This window comes from Nostoc sp. 106C, from assembly GCF_002154725.1.
Lineage (GTDB): Bacteria > Cyanobacteriota > Cyanobacteriia > Cyanobacteriales > Nostocaceae > Aulosira.
Genome location: NZ_MTAW01000206.1, coordinates 42,337 through 57,021 on the forward strand (window position 1 = coordinate 42,337; position 14,685 = coordinate 57,021).

The following is a 14,685-nucleotide window of genomic DNA, read 5'->3' on the forward strand; positions in this document are numbered from 1 at the left end:
GCTACACCACAGCAAAACCTGTATGTTGCCGTATTTTAGGATGACGAAAACCAAGAACTATATCTTCTTTAGGAACTCCAACTTCTAGCAAATCACTTGCTACACCTTCTTCAGTGTCATCCCATTGAATCCAAATCTTTTCAGCAATTAAACTTAAATGGATGGGTGTGGCATGAAGATATTTGTCACCACTCCAACCTATATCTAAAACTAAGTATTGCCCACGTTCATCATCAAATAAAACTTGAGAAGCATAACCATCACCTAGCGCAGTTCGATAATCGGCATGATTTCGGAGTACGCTTTTAATAATGTGTTGGTATTTTAATCGGGTATCCATTGCACGATTGCCTCATTTTCATCATCAAAGACAATATTTGTTCAAACAATCACTCCGCAAATATAAATGTTTGCTTGACCTGTCGCTCATTCCAATTCAAGAAAATCATGAGACATATATATTGTTAGTAGGGGTTTAGCAATGCTAAACCCTTACCCACGTATCTGTTTTATTATTAAAAAGCAATGGTATCATCTACTTTTATACCCTGTTCTTTTAGCAATATTTTCCAACTCCTTACCAAGGCTTTTGTGATCGAGCGCATCCAAATATCTCTTTCCTCTTTCGGTAATAACGAAATGAGATCTAACGTTTATTGGTCTGTTACTTTTATCATTAAAAATTGAATTGCCACCTATTTCATCAATTAACCCTCTATTTCTTAATCTTTCCAATAAATCTTGACCTTTCGGATAATTAAATTGATAGCTATCATTTTTTTCGTCACCTGTAATTTTTCTAAGAGTGATATACTCATACGCATCTAAAACCGTTGAAATTAAGAGTTCATTAATATCTTCTCCTAGCTGACTGACTTTATCCTTAACTTCTTCTTTGATGCTATTCAGCTTTGCTTCTAATCCATCTTTACTAAGAGATACTCCACTTAAATCTTCAATACGAAGAGTTAGGATTAGTAGAATCGCAACTACTCCGATGGCAAGAAGTAGCTCTATTGTTGCTTGGCTGGTTAATACTTTTATAAGTAAAATTACTTCAACAGTAACAACTGCTAAAAAAACTGCCCACCATCTAGATGATGCCATATTTGTTTTGATTCCTCATTTTTGTATTGACTAAGCTTGCCATTCAGTGTTTTTCAAGTAAATAACCTACACAAATAAGAAACATTGTTCCCTACGCTTAACTATCATTTTTACCTCACTCCTTTGCAATTTGTTTTATCAGTCTAAATAACTGCGATCGCACTTCTGTAAGCGATCGGAATAATCTTGCCTTAATTTACTAAAGAATTTAAATGTAGGGTGTGTTGTCGCGCAGCGCAACGCACCGACCCACCATCAACAATTTAAGGTGTGTTAGCCTACGGCATAACACACCCTACTGGCGTGTGTAGGCTAAAGCAGTGCATTATATTTCTAATTTATAGGGCGCTAAAGCGCAACTACAAACATTTTTTATTGCAACATTTTAGTCTTGTCACGCCACTACAGACTGTTAAAATACTTGCTATTTTAGAGGCTTACTCAAGGCTACAACAAGATCATCTTTTTTCATCTTACTGATGCCAGAGATTCCTCGTTTCTTTGCCATCACTTTTAGTTCAGCCGTTGACATTGTTTTGAGAATATCAGCGTCGGTAATTGTATCTGGCATTGGTTGAGGAGTAAGATAAAAAACTTGATTTAAAGCATCAAGTTTTTTGCCTTTGGTAATTCCACATTTCAGATTAAGGATTGGCTCTAATGTTTTCCAATATTGACGGGGAGCTTCATCAATACGGTTTGTAGCTATAGCAGATTTAACTGCTTTGAGAGCACCATCTGGTTGCTTGACTAAATACTCTAATGCTGCTTTAATTTCCTCCCTAGATGCCTTAGAGAGATTGATTTTTGGAATTTTTTCGCCTGCAAGTATTTTTGTTACTTCAACTGTCTCATCACTACCATCGGTGATAATGCACCAAACCCGATCCAAGCCAGCTTCTTCTGCAATCGCATAAATGAAAGAGTTAGCAATTACTTGATACTTATCTTTGCCAGTTTCTTTGACAATCACTGGAATCCAATTGCGTCCGCCTTTTTGGTTAAGCAAATGGGCTGAAGCTTTGATTAAAAATTCAGGCGCATCAGTTCCTTCACCTGGGTCAATTTCATCCAGATATAAATGCATTAAATTTCCAATATCGCTGAGACTATTCATTGTAAAAAATACTCCTGTGCTAAATCTTTGTAATATTCATGAGCAGAGCGATCTCGATAAACCGCAGGAATACGCGAGAAAGCTGCACCAGCTATGTTAGCGTAGCTTGGAACCTCATGAATATGAAGGTCTTTTTTAGCATTGCTATACTTGGGATAGAAGTAAGACAGTAAATCAAAGCCTTCCTTTTTAGCAGTTTTAATAATATTACTAATTTCTTGTTGAGCAACTGCTAATTGAGGTGGTGTCATCTTTTCACCATTGAAAAAAATTGGCAATGGAATAGGGCTACCATCAGCTTTTTGAGATTGTACTTCTGGAATAAACTTCTTCATTGCCATTGCTGCATTTTCTAAAGAGAAAAGATTATTATGCTTTGTGGGAATAAGAATGACATCAGCCGCATAAACAGCCAGTTGACTAAATACTCGCCAGTTAGGTGGCGCGTCTATCAAAATATAGTCATATTCTTGCCTTGACAATTCTAGCTTGCGATAAAGAGTGTGAAGCTTTAGAAGATTACGTAAGCGATTTTCAGGTTCATCTATCAATTTTTGATCGGCGGGTATAACATCAAACCTGAGTTCGCTACTAAGCTTTTTTAGAGGAATTTTATAAGGATGTAAAGTACTTTGAAGTTCTACATCTCTTTCTGTAAGAGCTTCAAATACACTTCCTTTACTTAATGGAAGACCTAAAGAACTCGTTAAATCTTGTTGGTTAGGATCAAAATCAATTGCTAAAACTTTTTTACCCAAAAAAGTTAATATTGCGGCTAAATTAACGGTAGTTGTAGTTTTTCCAACTCCTCCCTTATTGTTATAAACTGCAATGGTTAATGCTTTAGCCGGATTTTCAATTTTTTGCCGAATTGAAGCAATTACACTATCAATATTATTTGCATCAATTGGAAGACATTTTGTCGCAGGATGGATCACTTTTCCATGCTTACGAAACAGTTGAATATGGCAAGAATTAGTAATTATCCCCCACTGTACTGTTTTGCAATTAGGTGCAAGTAGATAACGCTTTATTTGCTTAACAGTTGTTTGATATTGTGCAGCATCTTCAGATAGATTAATATCTCTACCCTTTAATTCAAGTAGAAGGTATGGATTAGATTTTGTGTGTAAAAAGGCATCATCATCAATAGTTTTCCTCGCTGCTTTATCAACAGCGCCGTCGCCAGTATTATATTCGGGATAAATTTCTTCAGATTGAAACCCTAATGCCCTCAACAAGTGAGAAGCGAAAAAGTCGTTTACAACAGGTTCTTGTGCATTTTCGGGAAGGCTTTGCAGGGCTTCTCGAAGGCTAATAATTGTGACGCTCATAGTATGAGTTGACTTCCAGCAAGGTCTTGGTCTAGTGTTCCCATTTGAGGACAATTATTAATTAAATAAGGTGATTATGTAGAGAAAATATATTTCAATAAGTAAAAGACTAGATTGTGCATTTAAGTAGGTCAACTTTGAAAAACGTAAAATAGATTTCTTGCGATTACTTCGCTACACTGCGTTTCGCTCGTAATGACATTTGACGTTTAATTATGTTGAGCTACTTATTTTGATATTTTATGCAAACAAAAAGGCAAATTATTTTCTCAATTTACCTCTTTGCTGGCTAATTCCACTAACTAATGTCAAATTTTAAATAATTATTCCGCAGATATGACTGTTTGGTTTACCGCCGGACGTGCTTTCCTTCGGGTTGACCTGCGTGTTCCACCAGCCATCCCATACTCGTCACTAGTTTTGCCATAGCGAGATGCAATACTCAGCAGCATTTTCTCAGAAAGAGTATTCAACTCACTTTCTGCTTGTGATAATGCATTCTGTGTCTTTTCCACCATTGCTCGCGCTTGATTGTAAGCGGTTAGCTTATCTCGGATCTCCAGAATTTTATTGTTGTAACTAGCGATTGATAACCCATCACCAAAGTCTAACTGAGGATTAATCATCTGCATTCCTTCAATCCGTCGTTCAGCTTTGGTGAGTGCGGTCGAATTGCGTTTGCGTGGCGACATAAAATTTTTCTGTTTGAATTTTGATATGGAAAACCCCGATAGTTTTTTCTACGGTGTTTTTTATATACAATCACAATACGCAATGGGCGGAGGCACTAGCCACAGTGAAGCTACAGAAGTTTGCAAGCATTAGGATTAGCAAACTAGATCGCTAAGGGTATATTTGCTGAAATTAGTCACAAAAGCTAGTTTGAAAGTTGCAAACGCTAGTTTAAAAGTTACAAACGCTAGTCTAAAAGTTACAAACGCTAGTCTAAAAGTTGCAAACGCTAGTCTAAAAGTTACAAACGCTAGTTTAAAAGTTGCAAACGCTAGTCTAAAAGTTACAAACGTTAGTCTAAAAGTTACAAACGCTAGTCTAAAAGTTACAAACGCTAGTCTAAGAGTTGCAAACGCTAGTCTAAGAGTTACAAAAGTTGATTCACGGAGCGATCGCACTGTTAAAATACCACCATTCTAAAGTGCGATCGCTCATTCTACTGAACCACTAACTCTCACTACTCGGTTATCAATTTTGAGAGAATTTCCTGGTACATAATTGTCTGGATCGTTTTGCCAAAATCATGAGACCAGGATACTGCTAACTCTGCCATCACTTGATTTGTGGAAGTGAGTGTGACACCGTGATTTTCCATTCTCCGCAAAGCAGTTTCATCAGCTAGCGTTGTTGGCGAGCCGCCTGCGTCAACTACAACTTGCACTTCATACCCATCTTCCACAGCACTGATTGCTGGATATACAATGCAAACATCATTGGTTAATCCTGCCATAATCAGCTTCTTTTTACCCGTCGCCTCAACGGCTTGTTTGTATTCTTCATATTCCCAACAATCCACAACGCCGGGACGTTTGACTCTCTGCGCGTATTCTTCTGGCGCAATGTTTTGTAAATCTTCCAGCAATAAGCCTTGAAACTCGGTTTCCATACTGCTAGTTAAAACAAGTGGCATACCTGTTTCTTTAGCAGTGCGAGCCAGAGCGCGGGTGTTTTGCACGATCTCTTCTCGTGGCAAATTTCGAGCTAGTTTAATTGTGCCTTGCTGATGGTCAATCAACAGCATTGCTGAATCATGAACCGTAAATTTACTTTTCATTTTCAGTTCCATGAAGTTACGGGTAGATTATGGTGTATGTTTCTTTCAATCAGCAAGTAGGAACAAAATAGTGCTATACGCACAAAAATGTATGCATAAACCTGAAACACCTAGTTCTAACGTGCTTGATTCCCACCCATATCTGCGGCAAACTCTCGATCTCGTTGCTGATAAATGGGTTGTAGCAGCTTTATATGTTCTCTCACGTGGAACAAAACGTTATGGTGAATTGCAGCGAGAAATTGGCGATATTTCTCAACGAATGCTCACTCGTACTCTGCGCGACTTGGAACGGAATGGACTGATTGAGCGCAAAGTCTATCCTGTTATACCGCCAATGGTTGAGTATTCGTTAACCCCTTTAGGGCAAACTTTAAATCAAGTTTTGAAAAGCCTTTGTGAATGGTCAACAGTCAACTTTCAAAATGTAGAGGCTGCCAGAAATAAATATGACAATGCTGAACATTAATCGGCAGTTGTGAATGCGATCGCTAGCACTATTAAAATATCAGCATTAGCGCGATCGCTCTTGGTAATTTGGGTAACCCTGAAGCTCTGAATGCCCTTGGGCAAGCATTAGATGACCCAGATCGGGAAGTTTGCATCTATGCACAAAGGGCTATTCAGAAGATTCAAGAGTGTTAATAAATACGCAATAGCAATCAAATTTGTTTATACTTTCAATTGCTTAGAACGAGATTATCTAGGATGAATGTGCCGTCTAGGGCCCCATCCTGGATTAACAATAGCGGCTAAATCTTCTTCAGACAATCTGTCGATTTCAGCCTCCAGTTCTTCAACTGTGAAGTCATAGCCACGCTCTTTAGCAATTTGGATAAAGGCGTCTGGATTGGCTGTGGCTTTAAGTCTTTCCTTTAATGCTTGGTCTTGTTTTACAGCTTTAAAAAGTTGGGCAGCATTTTTTTGTGGCATAACAATCCATCTCCTGTTTAAAACATTAGATTGGAATTTAGTAACTAGACTCCTGTTGTGTTACCAAGTCTAGTAGAGAATACCCTAAATCAGGTTATAGACCTTGATCTTAAAACTAATAGAGAAAATAAAATGATTTTGACAAAAAAATATAACTTTCGGCTAATACAACTATCTTGGTTACGAGATTCAGTCTGATTTTTGCAAGTTCGTAGTACTTGCGCAGTATTAAAAGGCGATCGCTTTTAGTAATTTAGAGGAAACCCAAAGCTCTCAAACCCTTTCAGCAAGCACTAAATAGCCCAAATGGGCAGATTTGTATCTACGTCCAACGGCAATTCACAAGATTCAGGAGCGATCGCTCCTCTAAGGTTGATTGGTAGAAACTTCATTCACTCTTGAGTTTGTCTGTTGTGAAATATACCTCTGTTTGAGTACCGAGACTATCCCGATAATTACTACCAGTATTGACAATTACAGTATATGGATTAATTGTTGGTAGTGGAGATGAATGCGAAATATAAATTTTATTATTAATGATGATCTTTCCTGAAGAAATTTGTTTCAGCTTTTTGATAAACTCAACATCAACATCGCCATTGCGATAACAGAGTCTTCCAAAAGCTAAACCTGTTGCTTGTGGAGGAACTGTGAGCAAATAAAAATAGTCGGGACGCAACCATTCCTGCCAACTATCATCGCCACCTTCGCCAATATATTGAATCGATGATTGAGGCACTTTTGACCAAGTTTGAGGAGAAAGCGCTTTTGGAAAGATAATTACTTTTAGTTGTTTTTTCCCAGCCAGAGAAACTTTTATAATGTACGTTCCATCACGCAACTTAACTCCAGAATCATCATAATTTTTAACTGCGATTTGTGTAAGAGTTTTGGTACTATCACACAATTTAGTCCGCTGATTGCCAGGTAATTGAAAAGCTGCACAAACTATAATGCAGATCAATATTAAACAAATGGGGATACAAGTAAACAGAAGTCGATGAAATTTCATCACTCTACTAAGCAGAGAAAATATTGTATCCTTTATAACAATGGTGAAGTAGAGTTGTAATTGAGATTTAGTGGCTTTGAGAGCATAAACTATCTGCTAAATAGAACGGTGTGGAAAAACAAAACTATGTTTTGAAAAATCAAATAGGCTTAAACCCTCTTCCCTCCTGCCTCCTGCCTCATCCCAACGATAAATATTCACGCCGACCTACTTAAATCGCTACAAAACTGCTCGTTGTAACTCCGGGAATACCTTAGATACCTTACTCAATACATAATCACCATAGGTTCCGCGAAAGTCGTGAACGCTAGCTTTATCCCAACGTTCTTCTCGATCGTCATTGATCACCAACCCATCTAGTGGAATCGGCTTAACCTCTACATTAAAATTAGGATCGAAAAAGAAAGGGAATGAAAGGCGATCGCATCCCGACACATTTTGAACTCGATGAGGTGTAGAACGATACAAACCTCCAGTCATGCGATCGAGCATATCGCCAATATTGCAAACAAAGGAACCAGCAAGAGGAGGCGCAGCAACCCAGCGTGACTTAGATTTCACCTGTAATCCGCCTGAATTATCCTGTTTGAGAATAGTCAAAACACCGTAGTCAGTATGTTCTCCTACTCCCCACCTCTGTTTCTCCTCAGGCGGTGATAAATCTGGGGGATAATTAAAAATCCGAAATAAAGTTAACGGATCTGATGTATAACGTTGAGCAAAATACGATTCTTCCAGTCCTAAGCTAAAAGCAATACCAGCCATTAGCGTATGTCCAAGTTGCGTCATCGCCTCCATATATTCCAGCACCGTTTCGCGGAATAGAGGGATGTTGGCGGGGAAGAGGTTGGAACCATGCAAAGGTGTCTCAGCTTTTACCAGCGGGTGATCCTCTCCTAGTTCCGCACCAAAATAAATCCCTTCTTTGAGATCGGGTTTACCAGATGTAAGTTCGCTCCCAACTGGAAAGTATCCCCGCCATGCTTTCCCAGCCAAAGCCATGCGGATTTCCAGTTTAGTTTCCAAATCTTGGGCGAAAAACTTTCGGCTGAGTTGTTCCAACCTTTGCTGCAACTCTTCATCTACGCCATGTCCGACAATATAGAAAAACCCGCACTCACGACATGCTTGTCCAATTTGAGATGCAACTATTAAGCGATCGCCTTTTCCAGAAACCAACGCGCTGATATCAATTACTGGAACTTGCGCAAATCCTTCGTCCACAACTTGCGAGATTTTCATGTTACTATCATCCTCATTTTGTGCAGTGTATAACACTCACATAAAAAGAATTATGGCGCACATATCGGTCGAACTGGTGAGAGCTTTGATCAGAATATTTTGTTGAATTTCTTGATATTTAGTTAGGAATTGCCATTTTATTACTCATAGGATAAGGTGCAAACAGATTTCTGCTACGCTTACCACGAATGTAGCGATCGCTAAATCTATGATCAATTTAACTTCACCGAATTTTAGATTTTAAATAATAAAATTGGAAATTTAAAATTTAAAAAGATCTGATACCAATTCCAGGAAAAAATGAGACAGATGCGTAGGTTGGGGAGCCACTCACGTGGGCGGGTTTCCCGACTTGAGTGAAGTGGCGTTTGAACTGAGTGAAACCCAACAATTAAAAGACTTTGGAATGTTGGGTTTCGTTCCTCAACCCAACCTACATCTACATCATATTTTTTGTGAAATGGTATGAGAGCAAGTAAATTTATTTTTGGAACAAATCCAAAATCTACAATTCTTTACTCAAACCCCTAGCTTCAGGTAGGGAGTCAATTCAAAATCTAAAATTGTTTGACATTGTAAAATGATGCTTGTTATCGGGCATCACTTTAATAACTTATATTTATCAGTATAAACAGAAAAAGTATTTGTTGTTACCTAAATAGCAGAATACATTAAAATTATCAACTAAAAAATGTAAAAAAATTATGGATTCACATGTTACTGCTAAAAAGATTGACTGGAATCCTATTCTTTGTCAAATTAAGTATACAAAAGGTCATAACTTGCCTACATATACTGGCGATTTAAAAACAGCATTGCTCAATCATGCAGGACTAACAAATCATTCTAAAGGTGAAGAAGCGTATCAGCTAGCTCGAGAAATCGCTCGACTAACAACATACAGCGATCCAGAAATTGTCTACTGGTTCTCTCGTCTTATATCTCTAATAAATGATTAAACATATATCATAATCATGTGTTTTGAGAGATTACTTTAGATAGTTGACAATGAATGCATCTATATACAAGCTTTTTTTGCGATCGCCTAATCATAAATAGATTTCTGGCAAAAAATCTAAATCAGACTCCAATAACAGTTGTACACAGTGAAAACTCTGGGCAAAGGCTTTCTCTGCTCATAACTTTTCAAGACAGATCTACAATGATATTTCTCTGTGTACATTTTTATGTTTATCGGTGGTTCTATATTTAAAACCTCGAAAGAAGTTAATTTGCAACACTTTTTCTTTGAATTTTTATTCTTTGCTTTTGTCTATTGGCGCAGCTAGCGAACCTTCAGAAAGACCAGCTTCACGCAGACGAAAAGCACCAATATTTCGGCTGAGTACCGCCAACCCTGCGAGGTGTGCTTGTAAGCCTGCTGTACTAGCGCAGCAATCAGTTAAGACGATAGGTTCAATGCCAATATCAAAAAAATCCATTGCTATTTTCAACACACACATATCAGTGTCAATCCCTGCAATGAAAACCCGTTCAAAACAGTGTTTACGAAAGTAGCCTGTCATGTCATCGGGTATCCCGCACAGCCCCAATTTAGAAAAAACTACTTCTGGTTTAATCCAAGGTTGTAGTTCTGAGGCAATATTAGTTTCTGGTTCATGAGTACAGCTGTGCCAATCAAGGAATTTCTGATACGGTCCATCAGGGGTGTTAATAAACCTAGTAAATAAAACTGGTGCATAATCATTTTGCTCGATTAAACGGGCAACTCGCTGCGGGATGTGATGAGTAAATTCATTGATAAAACCCGATTGAACATCAACGACGATTAATGGATTGGACATGAGAAAAGTAATAAACAATGATAATGTAGTTTTTTTGATTCCGTATTCTTAAGATGAGATTTTGGGCGTTACTGATTGATGGAATGAATTTTGTTTCGCGCAAAGGCGCGTTCGCTCTCAAGCGTTCCCGTACCCCTACGCTTAAGCAAGCTACGTGTAGCGTCTCCGACAGGAGAAAGGTAGAATCAATCTTTAGCTTTGGTCAAAAATTTTAATTCATACCACATTTATGCAACGCCGGATTTTGATATTTCTGACTCTGGATCACCCTTAACTGATATTTATCTGCGTAGCGATTGATGGACAATTAAATGATTCCCAGGCATTACTACCCCTAAGGAAAACTTCCATCCAGCGTGTCTGTTCACCTTGTGCATTAGTCCAACCACTGCTACCAGGCGCAAAAGCTAACTGTCCCGATTCAACGGCAAAGCTGCCATCGCTTCTCGTCGCTTTCCGTTCTATGTCACCAATTTGCAAAAGCACAGTATCATCTTGGTGTGTAGAACTAGACTCATGCTTAATAGTGGTTTTCAAATTACCGTAGCCATCAATATAGGCAATACAGTTAGGCGGCACATCAGGTATATCAGAACGGGGAATCTCTTCACCTAAAGCATCAGGTTGACCTAAGGCGATCGCTCCTGCTGCTTCGGGAAACAAATCGCGAGAACGAAACTGTGAACCTTCCGCCGCAACAGCAGCCCAGCGCAACTCCACTGCTAAATCGCGCACAAATGAGAAGGCATAACCAGCATTGACGCCAATTACGCGCACACCCGTTGGTAAGCGTGCGAAAGCCAGACGCTCACCTGCATTACTAGCACGTGCCTGTCCGTCATCTTCACGGGGTGCAACGTTGTGGTAAATTATTGTCCCGGCGGGGGCTTGATTTAAACCTAACTGCGCAATACAGAATCCTGCCGCAAGTGTAGCAAAAGCTGGCACAGGTGTAAGTATTGGTTCAGCATCTGGTAGATAGAGTTTGAGTCGCTGCACGACTTCTGCAAAAGCAAGGTCGCCGAAGCCATAATCAGCGATGATGTGAACTAGCATAAAGTCCTGTCTCCTATACTGACGCTATCCCTTTTGCTGTGTCCCGGACAATTAAATCAACAACATCCTCCAAGCTTCCTGTTTGCTTGTAAACTTCACGCTGCCGTGTTGCGCCGTTTCCTTGCTGCATAGTTTCTTGTACAAGAGAAGAGACTTCATCCCATTCTCCATACTCCTCAAGCGATGGACGCACAAAGTTAAGAAAGCTCTCAACCAGATTCCGCGCTGGAACGGCTTTCATCTCACTAAAGTCGATTAAATCCTCATCTAATCCGTAGCGTGCGGCGCGCCAGTGAGCAACACGTATAAGTTCGTGGCGCACTCTGGGAAAGGGTTTATCCTGTATAGCTTGTTCATAACAAGTTCGTGCCAATGCCCGTACAAGCCCAGCTACCATTACCGCTTCGTCTACCGTTTGGCAGACATCTGTGATCCGAAATTCTATTGTGGGGAAGCGCTCTGACAAACGTATATCCCAGTAAATCTTCGTCCCATCCTCTACGCTTTTTGTTGCCACCAAAGCTTGTACAAGCTTTTCGTACTCGGCTAATGACTCAAAAATCAGTGGTGCTCCAGATATGGGCCATTGGCTCCAAATCTCAGTACGATAGCTGGCATAACCTGTATCTGTACCTAACCAGAAGGGTGAAGATGCTGCCAGTGCCAACAGCGGCGCTAACCAAACACGGGCACGATTAACTACGTTAATAGCATAAGAGCGATCGCTTATTCCCACATGGACATGACAGCCAAAAATAACGAGCTCGCGGGTAAGTTGTTGATAATCTCGCATCAGCCCTTGATAACGTTCTTTGGGCGTGAGTTTTTGGTCTTCCCAGTGCGAGAACAGGTGTGTCCCAGCGGCGGCAATTTGCTTACCGTCCTTGGCTGCTGCTGCAATTACTTCGCGCCGCAAACGCACCAGTTCAGAACGCACATCAGCTAGCGTACGACAGATAGGTGTACCAATTTCTATCTGCGATCGCTGCGCTTCTGGCTGCACCTCCTCCCCAAGAACTTTCTGGGCTTGCGGGAGAATGCGTTCTACACGCGAACTCAACTCCCGTGTTACAGGATGAATAATTTGATATTCCTCTTCGACACCAATAGTAAATTCTTCAGTCTCGGATGGCATACCTAGTGTCTCCTGTAGTTGTTCACAAACTTTGTTAGCAGGAACGGCAACTTTTAATCTTAATCAGTTTAAGAGCTCCTATCCTTTTAAGGGCTAGGTGTACTTAGTGCTATTTGGTTAGACCCAAAATAGAGATTTTTCAATTCTTCCAAAGAGATATCGGTCTGTGGTTGTGGATTACGGAAGTAAGGATGAATTGGAAGAATATTAGTTGCACGGTGTGCCTCAGGCGAGGACAAAATCTGCTCTATTAAGGTCAAATAGTTTTGGGCAGTAGTTTCCCAAGTGTATGTATTCAGTACCCTTTGCTGACCAGCATCAGCAAAATACTCCCACTCATGAGCATCGCATAGTAAGCGCTCCAAGCCCTGCCCAATATCAGCAGAATCTTCTGGATCAACAAGTACGCCATATTCTTGATCTCCATCTCTCAGGCTCTCGCTGGGGCCTCCATTCTTCGTTGCTACCACAGGCAATCCTGTAGCCGCAGCTTCTAAGGGAGCCAAGCCAAAGGGTTCATAAAGCGCAGTTAAGGCAAACACCGAGCGCCGTTTAGCCAGAAACCGATAGGCCGCAGCCAGTGACTCTTGTTCTTGGCTTGGCAAGCCGAAGGCAGTGATTTTACCCCATAAGCTGTTTTCTTCGACAATCTCTCGGATAGGAGCTAATACCTCTTCGGTTATATCGTCGCTAGCCTCCTCTCGCAGCGGATCGTCTAGCCCTCCTGTTAGCAGCAATAAGTTAGCTCGTTCCTGAAGCTTTTGGCTGTTTGCGAAGGCTTGCACCAGTCCTAACAAGTTTTTTTTCAGTTCTAATCGGCTGGATGATACAATCACTGGCAAATCCCGACGTGATTCTGGAATATCTCGTGCCAATCGCTCCTGAAGAAACTGATAGATAGCTTCCTCGTTGTGGGAACGTGCCTGGCTACTGAAGATAGAAAAATCTGCTCCTGGTGGAATCACTGCAAAGCAGTTGTCGTTGTCTACTTCCACCGCCCCATGATAGAGTCGATGAGAGTACTGTTCAAAGCGTTCCTGTTGTGTACTGGTGATATTCATAGCCGAGCGATTAATGCTTAAGCGTTCGGCTAGTATGCGGTATCTAAAATGGAATTGCTTCTCTATTTCTGCTAAATTCTCCGGATTTACCTCCAATTTGTCCATTTTTTGGGCACCGAGAGAATGAGCAGTAAAGGTGAAAGGTATGCCTGTCTTCTCCTCAATCAAAACGCCACACAGTCCACCATCGCCATAATGAGCAGTCATAGCATCGGGTAACCCACCCTGCTGTTGATAAAATTTGAGGATGTTGGGTACCCAATCGGTAACCAGATGAGACCACAACAACTCTTTAGGCAGAAATTCTTTTGGCCCTGCTGGTAATCGAATAATCCGGACGTTATCTAAACCAGGATAACTATCAAACACTTCAGCAAACTCTGGCCACTCTGGGTCGATGATTTGGCGGGTGAGAATATCAATTGTGTGACCCTTTTGAGCTATTGCTGTGACGACTTGCTTGACGTAGATTAGTTGACCTCCAAAATCTGGATGTTTAGTAATGTGACTGTTACCTGAATCGAAGTTGCCTTGAGGGTTAAGAAATCCAATGTGCATGGCTCACTTCCTAATACAGGTTGATTTCTCTGTTAAAATTTATGCCTGAAGATGGCACTATTCAGACCTCCAAGAATAAAAAGTGCAAGCACTAAGGCTATACATGAGCGCCATCAAAAAGTCAGCCAAAAGACTTTCAAGGGTTTCTTTGGCTTATACCCAGAGGATTCGCGCATTTCTCTAATGCTTTCTACTACTTAAGTTAATCGCTACTGTGGCTTGCTCACATATATCGGATGACATAAAATGCTAACCAGTGCCTATCCTTGAGTCTTATCTGGGAAGCTTCCAAGTACTTTTGAGAAATGTGCTGTGCGATCGCAAATCGATTAATGCATCATCATCTAAATCTAATAACAAAAGCCTCCTAGCTATTATCCAAGCTAGGAGGCTTTGTGCGTAATTAAGAGACCTGGCATCGAGCTATTGTGGCGGGAGGCAACCCTCCAACTATCGTGGCCGCAGCAGCGTTTCACCTCTGAGTTCGGGATGGGGTCAGTGTGGTTCCACCGCGCAATAGACACCAGGAAAACTTTGAG

At 40.5% G+C, this 14,685-nt stretch carries 17 protein-coding genes and 1 rRNA gene; 4 read left to right on the top strand and 14 right to left on the bottom strand.

The annotated features are described in order from the left end of the window. Window position 1 precedes the first annotated feature (1 nt). The 6 genes from BV375_RS31035 to BV375_RS31065 all read right to left on the bottom strand — a co-directional run bounded on the left by BV375_RS31035 (window position 2) and on the right by BV375_RS31065 (window position 5,344). On the bottom strand, window positions 2-340 hold the full coding sequence (locus BV375_RS31035) for a XisI protein (RefSeq protein WP_086767701.1): 339 nt from the start codon (window positions 338-340) through the stop codon (window positions 2-4). A gap of 191 nt (window positions 341-531) precedes the next feature. After that, entirely contained in the window at window positions 532-1,107 is a 576-nt protein-coding gene (locus BV375_RS31040) for a hypothetical protein (RefSeq protein WP_086767703.1), read from the bottom strand. A 424-nt stretch (window positions 1,108-1,531) separates the two neighbouring features. Further along, a complete protein-coding gene (locus tag BV375_RS31045; RefSeq protein ID WP_086767705.1) occupies window positions 1,532-2,224 on the bottom strand; it encodes a Rho termination factor N-terminal domain-containing protein in 693 nt (230 codons plus the stop codon). Then, window positions 2,221-3,558: a ParA family protein gene (locus BV375_RS31050; protein WP_086767707.1), complete on the bottom strand. Its 1,338-nt coding sequence runs from the start codon at window positions 3,556-3,558 to the stop codon at window positions 2,221-2,223. The genes BV375_RS31045 and BV375_RS31050 overlap by 4 nt, the downstream gene beginning before the upstream one ends. Before the next feature lie 323 nt (window positions 3,559-3,881). Then, a complete protein-coding gene (locus BV375_RS31055; RefSeq protein WP_086767709.1) occupies window positions 3,882-4,250 on the bottom strand; it encodes a hypothetical protein in 369 nt (122 codons plus the stop codon). A gap of 497 nt (window positions 4,251-4,747) precedes the next feature. Next, the gene (locus BV375_RS31065) at window positions 4,748-5,344 is read right to left on the bottom strand and encodes an isochorismatase family protein (RefSeq protein ID WP_086767735.1); all 597 of its coding nucleotides are present in this window, start codon (window positions 5,342-5,344) and stop codon (window positions 4,748-4,750) included. A gap of 91 nt (window positions 5,345-5,435) precedes the next feature. On the opposite strand from BV375_RS31065, the gene BV375_RS31070 reads away from it, so the two are divergent. Both BV375_RS31070 and BV375_RS31075 read left to right on the top strand, forming a co-directional pair. Beyond that, on the top strand, window positions 5,436-5,813 hold the full coding sequence (locus BV375_RS31070) for a helix-turn-helix domain-containing protein (RefSeq protein WP_086767713.1): 378 nt from the start codon (window positions 5,436-5,438) through the stop codon (window positions 5,811-5,813). Between the two features lie 68 nt (window positions 5,814-5,881). Then, the gene (locus tag BV375_RS31075; RefSeq protein WP_243714107.1) at window positions 5,882-5,989 is read left to right on the top strand and encodes a hypothetical protein; all 108 of its coding nucleotides are present in this window, start codon (window positions 5,882-5,884) and stop codon (window positions 5,987-5,989) included. 54 nt (window positions 5,990-6,043) lie between these two features. Here BV375_RS31075 and BV375_RS31080 read toward each other — a convergent pair whose 3' ends face one another. From BV375_RS31080 to BV375_RS31090, 3 genes are all read right to left on the bottom strand, one after another. Further along, complete coding sequence (locus BV375_RS31080; protein WP_086767715.1) at window positions 6,044-6,277, bottom strand: Nif11-like leader peptide family natural product precursor; 234 nt, start codon at window positions 6,275-6,277, stop codon at window positions 6,044-6,046. Between the two features lie 388 nt (window positions 6,278-6,665). Next, the gene (locus BV375_RS31085; RefSeq protein WP_243714108.1) at window positions 6,666-7,184 is read right to left on the bottom strand and encodes a hypothetical protein; all 519 of its coding nucleotides are present in this window, start codon (window positions 7,182-7,184) and stop codon (window positions 6,666-6,668) included. A gap of 324 nt (window positions 7,185-7,508) precedes the next feature. Beyond that, window positions 7,509-8,531: a 2-oxoglutarate and iron-dependent oxygenase domain-containing protein gene (locus BV375_RS31090; RefSeq protein WP_086767719.1), complete on the bottom strand. Its 1,023-nt coding sequence runs from the start codon at window positions 8,529-8,531 to the stop codon at window positions 7,509-7,511. A 334-nt stretch (window positions 8,532-8,865) separates the two neighbouring features. Between BV375_RS31090 and BV375_RS38925 the strand changes: the two genes are divergently transcribed. Continuing rightward, complete coding sequence (locus BV375_RS38925; RefSeq protein ID WP_279432927.1) at window positions 8,866-9,000, top strand: hypothetical protein; 135 nt, start codon at window positions 8,866-8,868, stop codon at window positions 8,998-9,000. Between the two features lie 235 nt (window positions 9,001-9,235). Next, the gene (locus tag BV375_RS31095; RefSeq protein ID WP_086767721.1) at window positions 9,236-9,490 is read left to right on the top strand and encodes a hypothetical protein; all 255 of its coding nucleotides are present in this window, start codon (window positions 9,236-9,238) and stop codon (window positions 9,488-9,490) included. 297 nt (window positions 9,491-9,787) lie between these two features. Here BV375_RS31095 and BV375_RS31100 read toward each other — a convergent pair whose 3' ends face one another. The 5 genes from BV375_RS31100 to rrf form a co-directional block, all read right to left on the bottom strand. Further along, window positions 9,788-10,336 (bottom strand): isochorismatase family cysteine hydrolase, encoded by a 549-nt coding sequence (locus tag BV375_RS31100; protein WP_086767723.1) that lies wholly within the window; start codon window positions 10,334-10,336, stop codon window positions 9,788-9,790. Window positions 10,337-10,606: 270 nt separating this feature from the next. Beyond that, the gene (locus tag BV375_RS31105) at window positions 10,607-11,392 is read right to left on the bottom strand and encodes an SAM-dependent chlorinase/fluorinase (RefSeq protein ID WP_086767725.1); all 786 of its coding nucleotides are present in this window, start codon (window positions 11,390-11,392) and stop codon (window positions 10,607-10,609) included. A 13-nt stretch (window positions 11,393-11,405) separates the two neighbouring features. After that, on the bottom strand, window positions 11,406-12,527 hold the full coding sequence (locus tag BV375_RS31110) for a carboxylate-amine ligase (protein WP_086767727.1): 1,122 nt from the start codon (window positions 12,525-12,527) through the stop codon (window positions 11,406-11,408). An 86-nt stretch (window positions 12,528-12,613) separates the two neighbouring features. Further along, window positions 12,614-14,146: a glycosyltransferase gene (locus BV375_RS31115; RefSeq protein ID WP_086767728.1), complete on the bottom strand. Its 1,533-nt coding sequence runs from the start codon at window positions 14,144-14,146 to the stop codon at window positions 12,614-12,616. Window positions 14,147-14,556: 410 nt separating this feature from the next. After that, window positions 14,557-14,674: ribosomal RNA gene (gene rrf, locus BV375_RS31120) — 5S ribosomal RNA — on the bottom strand. Window positions 14,675-14,685 lie beyond the last annotated feature (11 nt).